Annotated in this window: 18 protein-coding genes; 9 read left to right on the top strand and 9 right to left on the bottom strand. The window is 55.3% G+C overall.

Features of this window, described 5'->3' with window-relative positions:
- Positions 1–82: 82 nt before the first annotated feature.
- Together proA and proB are read right to left on the bottom strand one after the other, a co-directional pair.
- Complete coding sequence (gene proA / locus ABLV78_RS20070; RefSeq protein ID WP_047046033.1) at positions 83–1336, bottom strand: glutamate-5-semialdehyde dehydrogenase; 1254 nt, start codon at positions 1334–1336, stop codon at positions 83–85.
- A 10-nt stretch (positions 1337–1346) separates the two neighbouring features.
- Positions 1347–2450: a glutamate 5-kinase gene (gene proB, locus ABLV78_RS20065; RefSeq protein ID WP_015368077.1), complete on the bottom strand. Its 1104-nt coding sequence runs from the start codon at positions 2448–2450 to the stop codon at positions 1347–1349.
- 288 nt (positions 2451–2738) lie between these two features.
- Between proB and phoE the strand changes: the two genes are divergently transcribed.
- On the top strand, positions 2739–3791 hold the full coding sequence (phoE, locus tag ABLV78_RS20060) for a phosphoporin PhoE (protein WP_015368078.1): 1053 nt from the start codon (positions 2739–2741) through the stop codon (positions 3789–3791).
- 64 nt (positions 3792–3855) lie between these two features.
- Here phoE and ABLV78_RS20055 read toward each other — a convergent pair whose 3' ends face one another.
- Both ABLV78_RS20055 and ABLV78_RS20050 read right to left on the bottom strand, forming a co-directional pair.
- Positions 3856–4422, bottom strand: coding sequence for a C40 family peptidase (locus tag ABLV78_RS20055; RefSeq protein WP_348865209.1), 567 nt, complete (start codon positions 4420–4422; stop codon positions 3856–3858).
- A gap of 226 nt (positions 4423–4648) precedes the next feature.
- Positions 4649–5446, bottom strand: a complete 798-nt coding sequence (locus ABLV78_RS20050; protein ID WP_047046030.1) for an AraC family transcriptional regulator — start codon at positions 5444–5446, stop codon at positions 4649–4651.
- A 101-nt stretch (positions 5447–5547) separates the two neighbouring features.
- Between ABLV78_RS20050 and ABLV78_RS20045 the strand changes: the two genes are divergently transcribed.
- Positions 5548–6345 (top strand): sulfite exporter TauE/SafE family protein, encoded by a 798-nt coding sequence (locus tag ABLV78_RS20045; protein WP_047046028.1) that lies wholly within the window; start codon positions 5548–5550, stop codon positions 6343–6345.
- 80 nt (positions 6346–6425) lie between these two features.
- Positions 6426–7091, top strand: a complete 666-nt coding sequence (locus ABLV78_RS20040) for an HAD family hydrolase (RefSeq protein WP_047046024.1) — start codon at positions 6426–6428, stop codon at positions 7089–7091.
- A gap of 57 nt (positions 7092–7148) precedes the next feature.
- On the opposite strand, the gene phnE (ABLV78_RS20035) is transcribed toward ABLV78_RS20040, so the two are convergent.
- The 4 genes from phnE (ABLV78_RS20035) to phnC all read right to left on the bottom strand — a co-directional run bounded on the left by phnE (ABLV78_RS20035) (position 7149) and on the right by phnC (position 10788).
- Complete coding sequence (gene phnE, locus ABLV78_RS20035) at positions 7149–8033, bottom strand: phosphonate ABC transporter, permease protein PhnE (RefSeq protein ID WP_047046022.1); 885 nt, start codon at positions 8031–8033, stop codon at positions 7149–7151.
- Positions 8030–8902, bottom strand: a complete 873-nt coding sequence (gene phnE / locus ABLV78_RS20030) for a phosphonate ABC transporter, permease protein PhnE (RefSeq protein WP_045391034.1) — start codon at positions 8900–8902, stop codon at positions 8030–8032. The genes phnE (ABLV78_RS20035) and phnE (ABLV78_RS20030) overlap by 4 nt, the downstream gene beginning before the upstream one ends.
- A 69-nt stretch (positions 8903–8971) precedes the next feature.
- Positions 8972–9913: a phosphonate ABC transporter substrate-binding protein gene (phnD, locus tag ABLV78_RS20025; protein WP_047046019.1), complete on the bottom strand. Its 942-nt coding sequence runs from the start codon at positions 9911–9913 to the stop codon at positions 8972–8974.
- A gap of 32 nt (positions 9914–9945) precedes the next feature.
- Positions 9946–10788, bottom strand: coding sequence for a phosphonate ABC transporter ATP-binding protein (gene phnC, locus ABLV78_RS20020; RefSeq protein WP_045391032.1), 843 nt, complete (start codon positions 10786–10788; stop codon positions 9946–9948).
- Between the two features lie 804 nt (positions 10789–11592).
- On the opposite strand from phnC, the gene ecpR reads away from it, so the two are divergent.
- The 6 genes from ecpR to ABLV78_RS19990 are packed head-to-tail and all read left to right on the top strand — an operon-like array spanning position 11593 to position 18360.
- Positions 11593–12135 carry an ECP biosynthesis operon DNA-binding transcriptional regulator EcpR gene (gene ecpR, locus ABLV78_RS20015; protein ID WP_047046016.1) on the top strand — a complete coding sequence of 181 codons (543 nt, stop codon included), beginning with the start codon at positions 11593–11595 and terminating at the stop codon, positions 12133–12135.
- Between the two features lie 60 nt (positions 12136–12195).
- Positions 12196–12783 (top strand): common pilus major fimbrillin subunit EcpA, encoded by a 588-nt coding sequence (ecpA, locus tag ABLV78_RS20010; RefSeq protein ID WP_348865208.1) that lies wholly within the window; start codon positions 12196–12198, stop codon positions 12781–12783.
- Positions 12784–12840: 57 nt separating this feature from the next.
- Positions 12841–13509: an EcpB family pilus assembly chaperone gene (locus ABLV78_RS20005; RefSeq protein WP_045391028.1), complete on the top strand. Its 669-nt coding sequence runs from the start codon at positions 12841–12843 to the stop codon at positions 13507–13509.
- Between the two features lie 25 nt (positions 13510–13534).
- The gene (locus ABLV78_RS20000; RefSeq protein WP_047046010.1) at positions 13535–16060 is read left to right on the top strand and encodes a fimbrial biogenesis outer membrane usher protein; all 2526 of its coding nucleotides are present in this window, start codon (positions 13535–13537) and stop codon (positions 16058–16060) included.
- Between the two features lie 43 nt (positions 16061–16103).
- Positions 16104–17696 carry a fimbrial adhesin EcpD gene (gene ecpD / locus ABLV78_RS19995; protein ID WP_226473673.1) on the top strand — a complete coding sequence of 531 codons (1593 nt, stop codon included), beginning with the start codon at positions 16104–16106 and terminating at the stop codon, positions 17694–17696.
- On the top strand, positions 17665–18360 hold the full coding sequence (locus tag ABLV78_RS19990; RefSeq protein ID WP_047046004.1) for a fimbrial biogenesis chaperone: 696 nt from the start codon (positions 17665–17667) through the stop codon (positions 18358–18360). The genes ecpD and ABLV78_RS19990 overlap by 32 nt, the downstream gene beginning before the upstream one ends.
- Before the next feature lie 17 nt (positions 18361–18377).
- On the opposite strand, the gene ABLV78_RS19985 is transcribed toward ABLV78_RS19990, so the two are convergent.
- On the bottom strand, positions 18378–19559 hold the full coding sequence (locus ABLV78_RS19985) for an amidohydrolase (protein ID WP_047046001.1): 1182 nt from the start codon (positions 19557–19559) through the stop codon (positions 18378–18380).
- Between the last annotated feature and the right edge of the window lie 4 nt (positions 19560–19563).

Genomic DNA, 19563 nt, shown 5'->3' with positions numbered 1-19563 from the left:
GGGGTAGAAGGTTAAAACTAAGTGGGTGATGCGTCAATGCCCTTTCGAATCAAACGGCTACTTTTGCATCACCCGCTTAGCGTTAAGCACGAATGGTATCGTCGCCGAAGCCAATCCACTTATAGGTGGTCAGCGCTTCAAGACCCATCGGCCCGCGGGCGTGCAGCTTCTGGGTGCTGACCGCCACTTCCGCGCCGAGGCCGAACTGGCCGCCGTCGGTGAAGCGGGTAGAAGCGTTAACGTATACCGCCGACGAATCCACTTCATTAATAAAGCGATTCGCATGGCGCAGGGTACGCGTCAGAATGGCATCGGAATGCTGGGTGCCGTGCTCACGAATATGGGCAATCGCCTCATCGAGATCGGCAACAACTTTCACGTTCAGATCCAGCGATAAATACTCATCGTCGTACTGCTCCGCTTTCACCGGCTCCACCTTCGCCGGACCGTGCTGCAGAAGGGGCAGGGCGGCCGGATCGGCATGCAGCGTCACGCCGCTCTCCGCCATCTGTTTGCTCAGCGCAGGCAGGAAGGTATCGGCGATATTACGGTGTACCAGCAGCGTCTCAGCGGTATTGCAGGTGCTCGGGCGTTGGGTCTTGGCGTTAACGATGATCTTCAGCGCCGGTGCGATCTCGGCGGAATCGTCGACGAAAATATGGCACACGCCGATACCGCCGGTGATTACCGGGATGGTGGATTGCTCGCGGCACAGCTTATGCAGGCCTGCGCCGCCGCGCGGGATCAGCATATCGATGTATTTATCCATCTTCAGCATTTCGCCGACCAGCGCGCGATCCGGGCTCTCGATTGCCTGCACCGCGGCAGCCGGCAGGCCACACTCCTGCAGCGCCTGTTGAATCACTTTCACCGTCGCGGCGTTGGTGCGCCAGGTCTCTTTACCGCCGCGCAGAATAGCCGCGTTGCCGGTCTTCAGGCACAGAGAGGCGACATCGACGGTCACGTTCGGCCGCGCTTCATAAATCACGCCGATCACTCCCAGCGGCACGCGACGACGTTCGATACGCAGGCCGCTATCCAGCAGACCGCCGTCAATCACCTGGCCGACCGGATCCGCCAGGCTACACACCTGACGCACGTCATCGGCGATGCCGCGCAGGCGCGCCGGCGTCAGCGCCAGGCGATCGAGCATCGCGTCGCTCAGACCGTTGGCACGGGCGTCGCTGAGGTCTTCGGCGTTGGCGCGCAGGATCTCTTCGGTCTGCGCTTCCAGATAATCAGCAATCTTGTTCAGAACCTGATTTTTCTCGCGGCTGGATAGCAGCGCGAGTTGGTAAGAGGCCGCTTTGGCCGCAATGCCCATTTGTTCCAGCATTTTCAGCTCCTTAACGGGTAATCATATCGTCACGATGGACGGCCACCGGGCCGTATTCATAGCCGAGGATGGCATCGATTTGCTGCGAGTGCTGCCCGGCGATCAGGCGCAGGGCGTCACTGTTATAGCGGCTCACGCCGTGGGCGATATCGCGGCCTTCGCTACTGCGGATTCGGATAACTTCGCCGCGGGAGAAATTCCCGCTGACGGTTTTGATGCCTTTTGGCAGCAATGAGCTTCCTCTTTCCAGAATAGCCTGGGTCGCCCCGGCATCGACGGTGATTTCACCGGCCGGCGGCGCGCCGAAGATCCAGCGTTTGCGGTTCTCCAGCGGTGATTCCTGAGCGTGGAAACAGGTGCCCACCGGCAGGCCTTCCATCGCGTGGCCGATAACGTCCGGGCGGTTGCCGGCGGCGATAATAGTATCGATGCCAGCGCGACAGGCGACGTCCGCGGCCTGCAGTTTGGTGCCCATGCCGCCGGTGCCGAGGCCGGAAACGCTATCGCCTGCGATGGCGCGCAGCGCGTCATCGATGCCGTAGACATCTTTGATAAGCTCGGCCTGCGGATTGCTGCGCGGGTCGGCGGTAAAGAGCCCCGGCTGATCGGTCAACAGCAGCAGTTTATCGGCGCCGGCGAGAATGGCCGCCAGGGCGGAAAGATTATCGTTGTCGCCGACTTTGATTTCAGCGGTGGCGACGGCGTCATTCTCATTAATGACCGGCACAATATTGTTATCCAGCAGCGCGCGCAGGGTATCGCGGGCGTTGAGGAACCGCTCGCGATCTTCCATATCGGCACGGGTCAGCAGCATCTGGCCGACATGAATGCCGTAAATAGAGAAAAGCTGCTCCCACAGTTGGATAAGACGGCTTTGGCCGACTGCCGCCAACAGCTGTTTTGAGGCAATGGTGGCGGGCAGTTCAGGGTAGCCGAGGTGTTCACGTCCGGCGGCGATGGCCCCGGAAGTCACAATCACAATGCGGTGCCCCATGGCATGCAGCTGCGCGCACTGGCGCACTAACTCAACGATATGGGCGCGGTTCAGGCGGCGGGATCCGCCCGTTAAAACACTGGTGCCCAGTTTTACCACCAGCGTCTGGCTATCACTCATGATTTTCTGCCGTTCAAAAGGAATATCGAGATCGAGCTGATGTTGTAACAGGAGTCAGGCCGCTTGCCAACTGCTGGCGTATTGGTCAAGCCATTTTATTGCGCGGATCGGGCATTCTGCGCAGGCAAGGTGACATATTTATGACGGAAATATTTAAACATTCTTTTTTATAAAAAGTTCCATTTCGTCATAAATATTTAACACTACAGCGTTAAAAAACCTCCAGTTTTTGACGGGGCTTCGCCCGGAATTGATAAGCGCGTGTAAATAAATCACCAGGACCACATAATGAAAAAGCGTTCACTGGCATTAATGATGATGGGTTTTGTTGCTTCTTCGGCTTCACAGGCAGCGGAAGTATACAATAAAGACGGCAATAAACTGGACGTGTACGGCAAAGTGAAAGCCATGCACTACTTCAGCGATTATGACAGCAAGGATGGCGACCAGACCTACGTTCGCTTCGGTATCAAAGGCGAAACGCAGATCAACGATCAACTGACCGGTTATGGCCGCTGGGAATCCGAATTCTCCGGCAATAAAACCGAAAGCGATTCCTCGCAGAAAACCCGTCTGGCGTTTGCCGGCGTGAAGTTAAAAGAGTTTGGATCATTTGACTATGGTCGTAACCTCGGCGCGCTGTACGACGTTGAAGCCTGGACCGATATGTTCCCGGAGTTCGGCGGCGACTCTTCCGCGCAGACCGATAACTTCATGACCAAACGCGCCAGCGGCCTGGCGACCTACCGCAACACCGATTTCTTCGGCCTGGTCGATGGTCTGAATATGACCCTGCAATACCAGGGGAAAAACGAAGGCCGCGAAGCGAAAAAACAGAATGGCGACGGGTTCGGCACCTCTTTAAGCTATGATTTCGGCGGCAGTGATTTCGCCGTCAGCGCGGCTTATACCAGCTCTGACCGTACCAACGATCAGAACCTGCTGGCGCGCGGCCAGGGTTCCAAAGCGGAAGCCTGGGCTACCGGCCTGAAGTACGACGCCAACAATATCTACCTGGCGACAATGTACTCTGAGACCCGCAAAATGACCCCGATCAGCGGTGGTTTTGCGAATAAAGCGCAGAACTTTGAAGCGGTCGCCCAGTATCAGTTCGATTTCGGTCTGCGTCCGTCTCTGGGCTATGTACTGTCGAAAGGCAAGGATATTGAGGGTGTCGGCAGCGAAGACCTGGTCAACTATATTGACGTCGGCCTGACCTACTACTTCAACAAAAACATGAACGCCTTTGTGGATTACAAAATTAACCAGCTGAAGAGCGATAATAAGCTCGGTATTAACGATGATGACATCGTCGCGCTGGGGATGACCTATCAGTTCTGATAAAACTGAGCGCAAGAAAAATAAAAACCGCGGCCCTGAGCGCCGCGGTTTTTATTTGTCAGGATTAGCGGTTTTTCGCCAGATGCAGATTGTCGTTATTCATGGTGATCTGCGCGTTATATTCCTTCGGCAAGCGCCGCGCCTGATAAAATACGCGGTTCCAGTACGGATTATCCAGCGACGAACGCATGACGCCCTGGCTTGCGGAGGCGTGCAGGAAATTGTGGTTGGTATCGTAGAAACCGACGTGCATGCCGCCGTGAATGCGGAAGAAGACTAAATCGCCAGGCCGCAGCTGCTGCTTGCTAACGCGCACTCCCATATGCAGAAGATCGCCGGTGGTCACGCGGTCCATTGGCAGATTAAAGCGGTCCTTCAGCGTACGCCAGACAAAGCCGGAACAGTCGACGCCGCTCTGGTCGGTGCCGCCCCATTCGTAAGGGGTGCCGTCCCAGGTGTGCATCTGATCGTGCAGGGCTGCCAGCACCGGTATCAGATCGTCGGAGCCGCTGTCGATTGGCTCGTAATGATGCTGCGCCACCGCCTTGGGCGGTTTTTTTGGGGAAGATGAACATCCTGCCAAAATCAATAAAGGAACAAGTAATAAAGCGTGGGTGAGTTTGGGCTTCATGTCGTTATTTTCATGTTAGGGATCGACCGTCGCCATTTATAGCGTATTCAGGGAAACGTCAGAATGATGAAACGCAAAATTTACGAAAACTTACGTACTGCAGGCATAAATTCGCCGGTACCGTAATAAGCACATTTTTCAGATAGTAAACGCGGTGATTTTATTTATTAATAAATGTTTACTATCTAAATCAAAATATAACAGGCCAGAATCAGGATGTTCTTATTTATCTGGTGCGAGAGGCAGGCGTTCCTCCTTTAAGATGGCGGATAAAAGAGGCTGGCGCATAGCCCATCGCTTTGCGAAACATGGCAGTAAACGCCGCCGGATGCTCATAGCCAAGGCTTAACGCCACGTCGGTAATGCTACGGCCTTCTCGCAGGGCGGTGAGAGCGTACATCAGGCAGGCTTTATGACGCCAGTCGCGAAATGCCATCCCGGTCTCCTGCAAAAAGCGGCGGTTGAAGGTGCGCAGGCTTTGACTCATCTTTTTGGCCCACAGCTCCGGTGTACTGTGAATCTCCGGCTGAAGGAGAAACGCGCTGCATAGTTCAGCCAGCCGCGGATGTTGCGGTAGCGGCGTAAACATCGGCAGCGGCGGGGCGGCCTGCAGTTCAAACAGTAATAGGGCGATAAGCGCCGCATCATGTCCGCTCTCTTCATACAACAGCGGCAGCTGGCAGGCGGTCAGCAGCAGTTGATGCAGCAGCGGCGAAACCTGCAACACTTCGCAGCGCACGCCGGCGCGCGGCGCGTCCTGCGGTTCGATATACAGACTATGGGTGCTCACGCCCGGCATCCAGACGCGATGCGGTTTATTAGCGGGTATCCATACGCCGCTGAACGGCGGCACCAGCCACTGACCGTCATCGGTTTCGACTTTCATCAAGCCATTCACGGCATAAAGAAACTGCGCTCGCCGGTGATGATGGCGCGGTAAAAGGGTGTCAGGCGGATAATCGCTCCCCAGACCCAATACCCGGCGCGGCAGATGATCGACTTCGTTAATCGCGATATTACGCATGCATACTCCCCTGGCTGAAAATCGTAATATATTGGCCATTAATCGTAAGTCAGCCATTCCGCTATTCTATATCGTTACCTCCCTGAATGGAGGAACGGTAGATGATATTTGGGCTTTTTGTTTGCGGACTGTTGTCCGGGATAACCACCTGGCTGTTTGGTTTCGGCGGCGGCTTTGTTACCGTGCCGCTGCTTTACCTGTTGCTGAGTCATCAGGGCGCAGTAGGCGGTCAGGCGATGCAAATAGCGGTGGCGACGTCGGCGCTGGTGATGCTGTGCACGTCGCTGTTGGCAAGCGGCCGTCACCTGCGCGCCGGAACGGTTCACTGGCGCTCCCTGCTGCCGATACTTGGCGGCATCGCCATCGGCGGTATTGCCGGCGCGGCGCTGGCGCTGAGGGTCAACGGCGAGTGGATCCGCTGGCTGTTCATTTTGTACCTGGCGGTGACCATCGTGGATTGCTACGTTCGCCCCGGCTTTATGGCGCCGTCGACGGCTTGCGCACCGTCGAGTGCAGGGCGCGAGACTATCCTTGGCGGCGGGATTGGCCTGATTGCCGCCTTCCTTGGCGTTGGCGGCAGCGTGATGACCGTGCCGCTGATGCGCCGGCGTGGCGCGACGATGGCGCAGGCCGCGGCGATGGCCAACCTGCTGACGCTGCCGCTGGCGGCGACCGCCAGCTTGGCGTGGCTGCTGATGGCGCCGATGGCGACGCTGCCCTCCGGTTTCATCGGTAATATCTGGTGGCTGGCGGCCGGACTGCTGGTGGCCGGGAGCTGGCTGGGATTGCGGGGCGCATCGCGCTGGTTGGCAAAACTTCCCGATCGCTGGCACGTGCGGATCTACCCGCTACTATTGCTACTGGTGCTGCTGGCGATGGTTTTTGGCGGGGTAGGCTGAAACGCAGCCGGATCATGCTCCTGTCATCTTCTTTATACATGCTCTCGCAGGCTTATATTGCTGATTATGGAAAATGACCGATGTCTAATGCTGTGACGATTTTCGATCTGGATAACACCCTGATTAAAGGGGACAGTAGTACGCTGTGGAGCCAGTTTATGGTGCGCGAAGGCTGGGTGAGCGACCCGGAATATCTGGCGCGCGAAGCGCTGCTGATGGCGGATTACGACCGCGGGGAAATGAATATCGCCGATTATGTCGCGCTGATTCAGGCGCCGCTGATTGGCATCCCCCTGGCGCAGGTGGATACGCTGGTGGCGCGATTCGTGCGCGAAAAGGTGTTGCCGCGGGTCTACCCGCAGGCATGGGACGTTATTCGGACCCTACAGGCGCGAGGGGAAAAAATGTTGGTGATCTCCGCCTCGGTAACGCTGCTGGTGCAGGCGATAGCCGCCGAGCTGGGGATTGAACAGGCGTTGGGTATTGATGTTGAAATGGCGGATGGCGGCTACAGCGGTGTGATTGCCGGTACCCCGAGCTATCAGCAGGGTAAAGTGACGCGCCTGGCGCAGTGGCGCGAGGCGCATCCTGACTATGCTGGCGAAGTCACTTTTTATACCGATTCGATAAACGACCTGCCCCTGTGCCTGCATGCGGATCGCGTGCGGTTGGTCAACCCGTGTCCGCAGCTGCTGGCAGCCAACGCCCGACACGGCTGGCCGGTGCTGGCGTGGCGGCTCGAATAACGAGACGTTTTCCCTGATTCGTAGCCCCGGTAAGCGCAGCGCCACCGGGGGAGGGGGTTATTGCTGACTTTGATACAACGGCACCACGTTGCCGCCAATATAACGGCGGCGTAGCCAGGCGGAGAGGGTATCCATCACCATGACCACCGCCACCAGCAACAGGGTAATAAACATCACCACGTCCCAGTTCCACAAACGCATATTTTCCGCGTAGATAAGGCCAATCCCGCCTGCACCGACAAAACCTAACACCGCGGCGGAACGGGTATTGGATTCAATCTGATATAAACTCAGCGCCAGGAAAGTCGGGAACGACTGGGTGAAAATGCCGAAGCGGTGTTTCTGCAGACCATTAGCGCCGACGGCGGTGAGGCCGCGGCCAGGCGAACGGTCTACCGCCTCGTGGCCTTCAGCATACAGGCGGCCCAGCAGGCCGGTATCCTGCATAATAATCGCCAGTACCCCGGCCAGCGGCCCAAGCCCTACGGCGCGCACGAAAATGAGACCCCAGATAGCCATATCGATACCGCGCAGCATGTCGAACAAGCGGCGCATCAACATGGCGATAATGCCGGGAATCACGCCGCGCATAATATTGCGCGCGGCCAGGAATGACAGCAACAGCGCGATGACCGTCGCGGTAATCGTCCCGGCGAAGACGATAGCAAGCGTAATGGCGATTTGCGTGAAGTAATAGGCAAACGGCCAGTTCCAGAAGTCGTGCCAGACGAACATCCGTAGCAGATAGCGTCCCATCTGCTGTAGACCGGTCGCCAGTTGTTCGCTGCTAATACCGAACTGCATAAAGAACCAGGCGTAATAAAGTACGCTCGCCAGCGCCAGCAGGCCGACATAGCGCAGGTATCGCCCCTGGGTCTTATACAGCGTCTGATGCTGGCGGCGGCTGGCGGCGATATCCGGTTGATGTTGCCATTGACTCATTTTTTCCCCTCCAGAACCCACTGGCGCAGGCGGCCGGAAAGCATATCCAGCAGCGACACCACAATAATGATCAGCAGCAGCGTCATGCTGACCTGATCGTAACGATCGAGCTTAATGTTGGTCATCAGCTCCTGGCCAATCCCGCCGGCGCCCACCAGACCAAGAATGGTGGATGAGCGGAAGTTAATCTCAAGGCGCATGAAGCCGTAGGAGAGAAAAATCGGTTTCACCTGCGGCCACAGGGCAAAGCGCACCTTCTGCAGCGCCGATGCTCCGCAGGCCGCCAGCCCGCGCACCGGTTTATCCTGCGCGCTTTCCACCGCTTCATAGAACAGTTTGGTCAGGCTGCCAACCGTATGCAGCATCAGCGCCAGAAAACCGGGGATCGCCCCGATACCGAACGCCATGACGAAAATGACCGCCCAGGCAAGCTCTGGCATGGTGCGTAAAAAGGCTACCAGCACGCGAACGGCGAAGCGTAGCGGCGCGGGTGACCAGGCGTTATTGGCGGCGAGGAAAGCCAGTATGGTCGCTACCGCGACCGCCACCAGCGTGGAAGCCAGCGCCAGCTGCAGCGTCTCCCAAATCAGCGGTAGCTGAATCGGCAGGCGATAGCCCCAGTACGCCAGCGAACCTTTGGTATGAGAATCGGCTAACAGAACGCCCGGATGCAGCGTCGGCAGCGTCTCGAACATATAGTCGAGAAAGTTTGGCAGAGAACGCCAGATGGTGAACAGATTAAACTCGGCGGCGTGCCCGGCGGCAAAGTAGAGCGCCAGCAGCACCAGCGACCAGCCGAAGGTATCGCGCTTTTGCCGCGTCCTGACCTGCTGGTAGTAACGTTCGAATTCGGTATAGGTATTATTCATGCGGCGAAAAGGTCTTTAACGTAGCGTCGCCGTCCGCATTGACTTGCGGGCGGCGGCATCGGTGCGGGATTAACGCGCGCTAACCAGCTCGCGTTTCATATCAATGATCTGCTGGAAATCGGCCACGCTGCCCGGGCCGATGTGCTGGGTTCCGCCCATCGCTTTCACAAAACAGGCGTGATCGTCGGTATCCAGTTTTTTAAGCGCGGTGACGACTTTGGCTTTGAAGTCCGCCGGCAGCGCATTGCTCACGAGGATCGGGCCGTTCGGGATCAGCGGCGATTGCCAGATAATCCGGATTTGCTTCATCAGATCCGGATGATCCATACGAATCAGGCGATTAAAAGCGCCCACGCTGTAGCCGCTGTTGTAGTCGCCGACCATTGAGGTCCAGGTGACCGCGCCGGCAAACTGGCCGTTCAGTACGCCGAGAATGTCCTGCTCGTGGCCGCCGGAGAAGGTGACGCTGGAGAAGAAGTTATTGTATTTGTTGTCCGCGTCGCCGCCGAATTTCTGTTTAAAGGCGTGGTTCGGAATTAAATAACCGGAAGTGGAATCCGGGTCGGCGAAGCCAAAAGCTTTGCCTTTTAAATCGTCCAGCGTTTTATACGGGCTGTCAGCTTTGACGATGACCACCGAGTGGTAGCCGCGGGAATGATCTTTATCATCAACGGCGATACCGACAATATCGACGGCTTTCGGGTTATTGATATAGACCGAGGCATAAGAAGAAGGCGACATACTTAATACGACATCGACTTTACCGCCCAGCAGTCCCTGAATGACGCCGGAATAATCGGATGAGTTACGTAATTTGGTATCGACCTTCAGCTCTTTATCAAGAAACTGTTTAACGCATTGGTTATCGCCAATTTGCTGCGTGGCGTTTTGACCGCCGAGGATCCCCAGATTTAATTCCTTTGGCTGTTCAGCGGCGCTCGCTTGCCACGTCAGTAACAGAGCTGCGATTGCTGCGGATAAACGAACTGCGCCATTAATATGTTTGTTCATTATTTTGCCCGTGTGTTTTTAACTAAAGGAAATTAATGCAACTGGCTAATTTCATCGCCATACAGCTGATGCAGGACATCCTGAGTCAGCCGTGCGGGATGATCGTCGAAAATGATGCGGCCTTTGGCGACGCCAATCACCCGCGTGCAGTACTCTTTGACCAGTTCGACCGAATGCAGGTTGACCATCACGCTAATCCCCTGGCCGCTGATTTCCCGCAGTACGTTCATAATTCGCTGGGTGTTTTTGGGATCGAGCGAGGCGACGGGTTCATCCGCCAGCAGGATCCCGGGGTTTTGCATCAGGGCGCGGCAAATCGCTACGCGCTGCATCTGGCCGCCGGAGAGGTTTTCCGCCCGCTGTAGGGCGTGCGGCAACATATTCATCCACTCGAGAAGAGAGATGGCGCGTGCCCGGTCGGCGTCGGGGAAAACCTTAAACAGCGACTTCAGGGTTGAGGTCTGACTCAGGCGACCGAGCAGTACGTTAGTCAGCACATCAAGACGCGGTACGAGGCAGAAATCCTGGAAAATCATCCCGCACTCGCTGCGCCAGGCATTGAGCGCGCGTCCTTTCAGGCGTGAAACATCATGCGGCATACCAACTTCCGGAAAGCTGAGAATTTCACCGCCGGTGGCGCTGTGAGTGCCGTTCAGGACATGCAGCAGGGTGGATTTCCCGGCTCCCGAGCGGCCTATCACTCCCACCAGCTCGCCGGCATGGAGGTCAAAGCTGATGTTATCGAGAACGGTTTGCTGCGCATTATAAGATTTACTCAGGTTGCGCACGCTTAAGACTTTCCGCTGCCGGGTTGGGGCGATGGGCGTAATTAGCGAAAATTCGGTTTCCGCCACCGCGGCAAGAGAGCTGTTCATAAGAGTGTCCTGGTTCGTCATAAACTGGTCACTATTAATCGCGTTTTGTGTGAACTTTCGATGACGGTAAGGCGAAAAAATAATGAAAGCGTGATGAAACGCTTATCTGCAAGGTAAAAGAAACATGCCAGCGGCAAACATAGCGTGATGGGCTACACTAATGAAAATGAGAGCAAATAAGAAAGAAATATGAGAACTAATCTCATTCTCTTAGATATCATTCTTTCATGGGATTAATAGTCCTCTGCAAGCGGTTTTTTTGTTTATGTTTAGGCATTTTGTGCGGTGCTTAAAACCATTCATGCAGCTTATGAATGGGTTGATCGTCTTATAATTTGCTATTTTATGGTATTATATTCTTACTTTTGTGTGTTATTAAGATTTTTCGCAACGTCATTTATCTTATCTATTAAGAATATTCCTAATGAAATAGGGTTATGATCCTGGACTATATAATAACCGATTAGGATTGTAGGAATTTTCGATCAATAACCACATGAAATTAAATGTTTTTTGTTTTTGAGCAAAAAATAGGATTTCGCCAAAAAGCAAAAAATTGACATAAATGAGAATTAGCTTCACATCCTGCTTGTTGACACTTAATCAGAAAAAACCTAAATTTGAATCCAACAAAAAATATAAATCGATAAATAATTTCGGCATTATTAATGATTAAATAATGGCGCTGGTATTTTATTATAAATAATTTCAACAGGGGTTAATTGCAGGTTTAGCCTCTGCAGGCCTGGCTATCGGCAATGGGGTGAAAGGTAGTATTTCCAGGATGAAGAGGATAAACAGTATATGGACGATCAATGCTCCCTTGATAAGTGTATTTGGCCAGCACATGATACTTATTTTTTAAAAGGCTTATCGGAACTCATTTTAGACATTGAAGAGCTTCTTTATTTGTCATTGGATAAAATATGTAAGGACTTTTTGTTTATCAATCTGAGTACTAATGCATTAAATTACTTTATTCGCTATGACAACGACTGGTTAGCTAAGGCCAAGGGCAAACAAATCATTTTGATTGCCGCGAGAAAGTCAGAAGCGTTAGCCAATTATTGGTATTACAACGGTGATATTCGCGGCGTGGTGTATGTCGACCTCGCGCGCGATATAAGAAAAGAACTGGCCTATGTAATTAATGGACGGTTTCTGCGCAAAGATATTAAGAAAGAAAAAATTACTGACCGGGAAATGACGGTGATCAGAATGACGGCCCAGGGAATGCATCCGAAATCTATCGCCAGAATTGAAAATTGCAGTGTGAAAACTATTTACACCCATCGGCGAAATGCTGAGGCCAAGCTGTATTCGAAAATTTATAAATTAGTTATGTAACGTTTATTTAGTGGTACACCGGGACGACTTGTCCTTAATTAAACTCAGGATGAAAAAGCTATGAAAAAAAAGGTTATTGCTATTGCTCTGGTAACGGCGTTTGCTGGAATGGGTGTTGCTCAGGCTGCTGATGTTACTGCTCAGGCCGTGGCTACCTGGTCTGCAACCGCGAAAAAAGACACTTCAAGCAAACTGGTTGTTACCCCGCTTGGCAGCCTGGCTTTCCAGTATGCCGAAGGGATTAAGGGCTTTAACTCACAAAAAGGTCTGTTTGATGTTGCGGTTGAAGGCGATACCACGGCGACTGCCTTCAAACTGACTTCACGTCTTATCACTAACACGCTGACCCAGCTGGATACCTCCGGCTCAACGCTGAACGTGGGCGTGGATTATAACGGCGTCGCGGTAGAGAAGACTGCTGACACCATTATGATCGACACCGCTAACGGCGTGCTGGGCGGCAACCTCAGCGCGCTGTCTAACGGCTACAACACCGCAGGCCGCACCACCGCGCAGGACGGCTTTAACTTCTCCATCATCAGCGGTACCACCGACGGCGCCACCGCGGTAACCGATTACAGCACGCTGCCGGAAGGGATCTGGAGCGGTGACGTGAGCGTGCAGTTCGACGCCACCTGGACCAGCTGATTTTCTCGTAGCACCGGGCAGGGGGACTCCCCCTGCCTCTTCAAGGACTGAACGCTTATGAAAAAACATCTTCTGGCCATTGGCCTGCTGCTGGGGCTGGCGAATCCGGCGCTGGCGCTGGATGTCGGCGATATCTCTTCCTTTATGAACAGCGGCAGCAGCACGCTAAGTAAAGAGATCAAAAATACCACCGATAGCGGCCGCTTAATCAACATTCATCTGGAACGTCTCTCTTCACCGCTGGAAGGCGGCAAGGTTATCCCGATGGATAAACAGGACGAAATCCTGCTGACCCCCGCCAGTTTGTTGTTGCCTGCAAAGGCCAGTGAAGTGGTGCGCTTTTTCTACAAAGGCCCGGCGGATGATAAAGAGCGCTACTACCGCATTGTCTGGTTCGATCAGGCCTTAAGCGATGCCCAGCGCAATGGCTCCCAGCGCAGCGCCGTGGCCACCGCTTCAGCCCGCATCGGCACCATTCTGGTGGTGGCGCCGCGTCAGGCTAATTTTCGCTATCAGTTTGCCGGCGACACGCTGACCAATACCGGTAACGCCACCTTGCGCATTATCGCCTACGGCCCGTGTCTGAAAATCGCCGATGGCAAAGAGTGCAAAGAAAACTACTACCTGATGCCGGGGAAATCGCGTCGCTTCACGCGCGTCAATATTGCTGACAAAAAAGGACGGGTCGCGCTCTGGCAGGGCGAGCAGTTTGTTCCCGTGAAATAGACATGTGTGCTGATGGATTAAGACTATGCCTTTACGACGGATCACCCCTGGACTGAACGCGCTACTTGCCTCCGGCATGGTTCTTTTGCTGGCGCCTTATAGCGACAGCATGGCCGCCGAGCGCGTGCAGCAAATCGGCGGCGTGATTATCCCGCAGGCTTTCAGCCAGGCTTTGCAGGACGGCATGAGCATTCCTCTGTTTATTCATCTTGAAGGCAGCCGCGATAATCAAAACGATCAGCGTATCGGCGCCGCGTATATCTGGCTTGATGGCGATGTGCTGCGGGTCCGGCAAATCACCCTTGAAGAGGGCGATGACAACGCTCGCGTCAGCGACGAGACGCGTCAACAGCTCAGCCGTTTATCCAATGAGGCTTTCAACGACGCGCTGAAGATCCCCTTAACCGATGCCGCGCAGCTGCAACTTAGTCTGCGCCAGCTGCTGCTGCAACTGGTGGTGAAACGTGAGGCGCTGGGAACCGTGCTGCGGTCGCGCAGCGAGGATATTGGCCAGTCGAGCGTTAAAACTTTCAGTAATAACCTCACCTATAACCTCGGGGTCTACAACAACCAGATGCGTAGCGGCGGCAGCAATACCTCCAGCTATCTGTCACTCAATAGCGTTAGCGCGCTGCGCGAGCATCACGTGGTGCTCGACGGCTCGCTGTACGGTATCGGCACCAGCCACCAGGACAATGAACTGTATAAAGCGATGTACGAGCGCGACTTCGCCGGGCACCGTTTTGCCGGCGGGATGCTGGATACCTGGAACTTACAATCGCTGGGGCCGATGACCGCGATTTCGGCCGGTAAAATCTACGGCGCGTCGTGGGGAAACCAGGCCAGCTCTACGGTATTTGACAACAGCCAGTCGGCGACGCCGGTGGTGGCATTCTTACCGGCGGCAGGCGAGGTCCACCTGATGCGCGATGGGCGCCTGTTAAGCGTGCAGAACTTCGTCATGGGTAATCATGAAGTTGATACCCGAGGCCTGCCGTACGGTATTTACGACGTTGACGTCGAAGTTATCGTCAACGGAAGAGTGGTCAGCAAACGCACCCAACGCGTCAACAAGCTGTTTACTCGCGGACGCGGCGCGGGCGCGCCGCTGGCCTGGCAAATATGGGGCGGCAGTTTCCATATGGACCGCTGGTCGGAAAGCGGCAAAAAGACGCAGCCGGCGAAAGAGAGCTGGCTGGCGGGGGCGTCGGCTTCCGGATCGCTGAGTACGCTCAGTTGGGCGGCCACCGGCTACGGCTACGATAGTAACGCCGTCGGCGAAACGCGCATTACGCTGCCGCTAACCGAGGCGGTGAATATCAACCTGCAAAACATGCTGGCCAGCGACAGCTCCTGGAGCAGTATCGGCAGCGTTAGCGCCACCTTGCCCGGCGGCTTTAGCTCGCTGTGGATTAACCAGGAAAAGACCGTTATCGGCGATAAGCTGCGCCGCAGCGATGCCGATAACCGGGCGATCGGCGGCACGCTGAACCTGAACGCCCTGTGGTCAAAACTAGGCACTTTCAGCATCAGCTACAACGATGACCGCCGCTACAACAGCCATTACTACACGGCGGATTATTACCAGACGATTTATAGCGGCTCTTTTGGCTCGCTAGGCCTGCGCGCGGGCTTACAGCGCTATAACAACGGCGATAGCAACGCCAACACCGGGAAATATATCGCCCTCGATTTATCACTGCCGCTGGGCAACTGGTTCAGCGCCGGGATGACCCACCAGAACGGCTATACCATGGCCAACATTTCGGCGCGTAAGCAGTTTAATGAAGGGGCGATTCGAACCGTCGGCGCCAATATTTCGCGGGCGATTTCCGGCGATACCGGCGACGACAAAACCTTAAGCGGCGGCGCTTATACGCAGTTCGAAACGCGCTACACCAACGGCACACTGAACGTTAACAGCGGCGCCGACGGCTACGTGAACACCAACCTGACCGCCAGCGGCAGCGTCGGCTGGCAGGGGAAAAACATCGCCGCCAGCGGGCGAACCGACGGCAACGCCGGAGTGATCTTCAATACCGGCCTGGAAGACGACGGCAAGCTCAGCGCTAAGGTTAACGGGCGCATCGTGCAGCTCAGCGGTAAACGCAACTACCTGCCGCTGTCGCCGTACAGCCGCTATGAAGTCGAACTGCAGAACAGTAAAAACTCGATCGACAGCTACGACATTGTCAGCGGCCGTAAGAGCCACCTGACGCTTTATCCCGGTAACGTGGCGGTGATCGAGCCGGAAGTGAAGCAGATGGTCACCGTCTCCGGGCGCATCCGCGCCGAAGACGGCACGCTGTTGGCGAACGCGCGCATTAATAACCATATCGGACGCACCCGTACCGATGAGAACGGTGAATTTGTCATGGATGTCGATAAAAAATATCCCACCATCGATTTTAGCTACGGCGGAAATAAAACCTGTGAAGTGGCGCTGGAGCTCAGCCAGGCGCGCGGCGCGGTGTGGGTAGGGGACGTGGTATGCAGCGGTCTCTCTTCATGGGCGGCGGTGCAGCAGACAGGAGAAGGTAATGAAAGCTAAGTGGCTACTCGCTTTGGCGACGCTGACGATTGCGCCGCTGGCGATGAACGCTAAGGCGGCGGTGACAAAATATTCTGAAGCCGCTGCTCCGGCGCGCGAATTTGTCTTTGTCGAGAACAACTCTGATGACAACTTCTTTGTCACCCCTGGCGGCGCGCTGGATCCCCGCCTGACCGGCTCAAACCGCTGGACCGGGTTAAAATCAACCGGTTCTGGCGATACCGCGTACCGTCAGGTCAGTCTGGGTTATATCGATGATGGTCACAACCATGGGATCTCCGCTAATTACCGGTTTGATATGTGGCTGGATAATGCGCCGGTCTCTCACCCTTTACTGGGTTTACGGTGTATTAACTGGTACTCGGGATGCGATCTGGCAACCAGCCTGATTTTACCCCAGTCAACAGATGCTAATGGATTTTACGGCGTCTCAACGGGGAGCGGGACGAAATGGCGTCACGGGATGATGTCCGATGCCTTTTATCAATACCTGCAGCAGATGCCGATCGGCGGTAGTTTTACGATGACGATTAATTCCTGCCAGACATCGGTCGCTTACGATGCGAGCAAAGGCGAGCGTTGTAAAGATCAGGCGTCAGGTACCTGGTATATCCGCGACGTAACCCATACCAAAGCGGGGCACTTACGCCTGATAAACACCCACTCACTGGCGGAAGTGTTTATCAACAGCGACGGCGTGCCCACGCTGGGTGAAGGCAATGCCGATTGCCGTACACAAACGATTGGTTCTCGCTCCGGTTTAAGCTGCAAAATGGTTAACTATACGCTGCAAACTAATGGATTAAGCAACAGCTCGATTCACATTTTCCCGGCTATCAGTAACTCTGCGTTGGCATCGGCGGTAGGTAACTACGATATGCAGTTCAGTCTTGATGGTAACTCATGGAAACCAGTCAACGGCATTCTGCAGTATTACACTTTTAACGAGATGAAGAGCTCTGATTCTATCTATGTCTTCTTCTCCAGTAACTTTTTCAAGCAGATGGTGGCGTTGGGCATTAGCGACATTAACACCAAAGATCTGTTTAACTTCCGTTTTTATAACACCACTTCGCCGGAATCCGGCTGGTATGAATTCTCGACATCCAATAGCCTGATTATCAAACCGCGTGATTTCAGCATCAGCATTATCTCCGATGAGTACACCTCGGCGCCTACGCGTGAGGGTTACGTCGGCAGCGGCGAACCGGCGCTGGATTTCGGCTACATCGTCACCACCAGCGGCAAAACCGCCGCCGATGAGGTGTTGATTAAAGTGACCGGCCCGTCACAGGCGATTAGCGGGCGCTCGTATTGCCTGTTTAGCTCGACGGACGGTACCGCGCAGGTGCCGTTTCCGGCGTCGCTCTCTTTCATTACCCAAAGCGGGGCGACGAAAAGTTACGACGCCGGCTGCGACGATAGCTGGCACGACATGACCGATGCGCTATGGCTGACCACGCCGTGGACTGATATTTCCGGCGATGTGGGGCAGATGGATAAAACGACGGTGCGCTTCTCGATTGCTATGGACGATCCTATCTCGCTGCGCACCATCACCGACAACGGCTGGTTTGGCGAGGTCAGCGCTTCAGGAGAGATTCATGTCCAGGCGACGTGGCGTAACATTAATTAAGCTGACGCTGGCGAGCCTGTGGCTGCTGGCCGCGCCGCTGGTGCAGGCGATTTCTGTCGGTAATCTGACCTTTTCGCTGGCCTCTGACGCTGAGTTTGCGGCGAAGAGGGTTATCAACAACAATAAAAGCGCGCGGCTGTATCGGGTGTCGGTGGTGGGTATCGACCGGCCCGGCGGTCATGAGGTTCGTGCCCGCCCGGCGGACGGCGAACTGCTGTTCGCCCCGCGCCAGCTGACGCTGCAGGCGGGTGAAAGCGAATATTTTAAGTTCTATTATCACGGGCCGAAGGATAACCGCGAACGCTACTATCGGGTCTCGTTTCGCGAAATTCCCACCCGCAACCTGGTGATGCGCGCCCCGGCGGGCGGGCAGATCAGCATGGAGCCGGTGGTGGTGATGGATACCATTCTGGTGGTGCGTCCGCGGCAGGTTCAGTTTAAATGGGCGTTCGATAAAGCGGCGGGAAGCGTCAGTAATACCGGCAATACCTGGTTTAAGCTGCTGATCAAACCGGGATGCGACACCACGGAAGAGGAGGGGGACGCCTGGTATCTGCGCCCCGGCGATGTCGTTCGCCAGCCGTCGCTGCGTAAACCCGGCAACCACTACATCATCTATAACGAGAAATTTATTAAAATCAGCAATGATTGCCCGGTGAAATAGCCGGGCAATCGCCTGATTTATACCTCGTTCAGCAACTGACTCACCAGCGCGATATGGGTCTTAATGCCGACCGCCAGCGCATCTTCGTCGATGCGAAAATGCGGATTGTGCACGTTCCACGTCGCCCCTTTTTGCGCATTGCCGCAGCCGATAAACAGAAAGGTGCCCGGTACTTTTTCCTGATAGGAGGAGAAATCCTCGCTGCCGAATAGCGCCTTATCCTGCAGCTGTAGCGTGCCTGCCGGGAAATGGCGGGCTATAGCTTCACGGGCGATATGATTGGTGGCGTCGTGGTTGTTTCCCACCGCATAGCCCTGCTGCCATTTGATTTCGTAGCTGGCGCCGTGGGCGGCGGTGATGCCGTCGATAATCCGCGCCATCAGCGGCGGTACCGCCTCGCGCACCTGCTGGCTATGGGTACGCAGCGTCCCGGCCAGACGCGCGCTGTCGGGGATCACGTTATAGCTATCGCCGGCCTGAAAAGTGGCGATAGTCAGCACCGGCGCGTTGCCCGGGTCGATATTGCGGGCGACGATCTGCTGCAGCGCGCCGACCACTTCCGCGCCGATGGTCACCGGATCGATACAGTGCTGCGGCATAGAGCCGTGGCCGCCTTTGCCGCGAATGGTGATATCAAAGTTATCGCTGGAGGCGACGTACACTCCCTCTTTCAGGGTTATCACGCCAACCGGGCTGGTGGGGAAAACATGCAGGCCGAAAATATGTTCAACGTCGTCAACCACGCCCAGTTCAACCAGCTCACGCGCGCCGCCCGGCGGCACCTCTTCCGCTGGCTGGAAGATGAATTTAATGCTGCCGTGCAGCTGTTCGCGAAGCTGGCACAAGACTTTCGCCGCCCCCATCAGCATCGCGGTATGCGCGTCGTGACCGCAGGCGTGCATTACGCCGGGCTTCGTTGAGCAGAATGCTTCACCGCTCTCTTCCTGTAGCGGCAGGGCATCGATATCGGCGCGCAGCGCCCACATTGGCCCAGGATGCGCGCCGCGCAGCACGGCAATCACGCTATTTTCCAGCGGGCGGCTTATCTCGAGGCCGGAAAATAGCGCCAGCTCGCGGGCGATATAATCGGCGGTCGGCTTCTCGTTAAACGACAGATCCGGATGGGCGTGGATATGGCGACGCCAGCGCAGCGCTTCCTCGGCCGCGGCGGAAATGAATTGTTCAGTGGCGTGTTGCATCAGT

Origin of the sequence: Klebsiella sp. CN_Kp075 (genome assembly GCF_040065055.2) — a bacterium.
Lineage (GTDB): Bacteria > Pseudomonadota > Gammaproteobacteria > Enterobacterales > Enterobacteriaceae > Klebsiella > Klebsiella aerogenes.
This window is presented reverse-complemented; position numbering and strand designations above follow the sequence as displayed.

What these genes read in the sequence shown, in the direction of transcription:
- proA (WP_047046033.1), bottom strand. Translation starts at nt 1,336, where the DNA reads ATGCTGGAACAAATGGGCATTGCGGCCAAAGCGGCCTCTTACCAACTC.
- proB (WP_015368077.1), bottom strand. Translation starts at nt 2,450, where the DNA reads ATGAGTGATAGCCAGACGCTGGTGGTAAAACTGGGCACCAGTGTTTTA.
- phoE (WP_015368078.1), top strand. Translation starts at nt 2,739, where the DNA reads ATGAAAAAGCGTTCACTGGCATTAATGATGATGGGTTTTGTTGCTTCT.
- ABLV78_RS20055 (WP_348865209.1), bottom strand. Translation starts at nt 4,422, where the DNA reads ATGAAGCCCAAACTCACCCACGCTTTATTACTTGTTCCTTTATTGATT.
- ABLV78_RS20050 (WP_047046030.1), bottom strand. Translation starts at nt 5,446, where the DNA reads ATGCGTAATATCGCGATTAACGAAGTCGATCATCTGCCGCGCCGGGTA.
- ABLV78_RS20045 (WP_047046028.1), top strand. Translation starts at nt 5,548, where the DNA reads ATGATATTTGGGCTTTTTGTTTGCGGACTGTTGTCCGGGATAACCACC.
- ABLV78_RS20040 (WP_047046024.1), top strand. Translation starts at nt 6,426, where the DNA reads ATGTCTAATGCTGTGACGATTTTCGATCTGGATAACACCCTGATTAAA.
- phnE (WP_047046022.1), bottom strand. Translation starts at nt 8,033, where the DNA reads ATGAGTCAATGGCAACATCAACCGGATATCGCCGCCAGCCGCCGCCAG.
- phnE (WP_045391034.1), bottom strand. Translation starts at nt 8,902, where the DNA reads ATGAATAATACCTATACCGAATTCGAACGTTACTACCAGCAGGTCAGG.
- phnD (WP_047046019.1), bottom strand. Translation starts at nt 9,913, where the DNA reads ATGAACAAACATATTAATGGCGCAGTTCGTTTATCCGCAGCAATCGCA.
- phnC (WP_045391032.1), bottom strand. Translation starts at nt 10,788, where the DNA reads ATGAACAGCTCTCTTGCCGCGGTGGCGGAAACCGAATTTTCGCTAATT.
- ecpR (WP_047046016.1), top strand. Translation starts at nt 11,593, where the DNA reads ATGGACGATCAATGCTCCCTTGATAAGTGTATTTGGCCAGCACATGAT.
- ecpA (WP_348865208.1), top strand. Translation starts at nt 12,196, where the DNA reads ATGAAAAAAAAGGTTATTGCTATTGCTCTGGTAACGGCGTTTGCTGGA.
- ABLV78_RS20005 (WP_045391028.1), top strand. Translation starts at nt 12,841, where the DNA reads ATGAAAAAACATCTTCTGGCCATTGGCCTGCTGCTGGGGCTGGCGAAT.
- ABLV78_RS20000 (WP_047046010.1), top strand. Translation starts at nt 13,535, where the DNA reads ATGCCTTTACGACGGATCACCCCTGGACTGAACGCGCTACTTGCCTCC.
- ecpD (WP_226473673.1), top strand. Translation starts at nt 16,104, where the DNA reads ATGAACGCTAAGGCGGCGGTGACAAAATATTCTGAAGCCGCTGCTCCG.
- ABLV78_RS19990 (WP_047046004.1), top strand. Translation starts at nt 17,665, where the DNA reads ATGTCCAGGCGACGTGGCGTAACATTAATTAAGCTGACGCTGGCGAGC.
- ABLV78_RS19985 (WP_047046001.1), bottom strand. Translation starts at nt 19,559, where the DNA reads ATGCAACACGCCACTGAACAATTCATTTCCGCCGCGGCCGAGGAAGCG.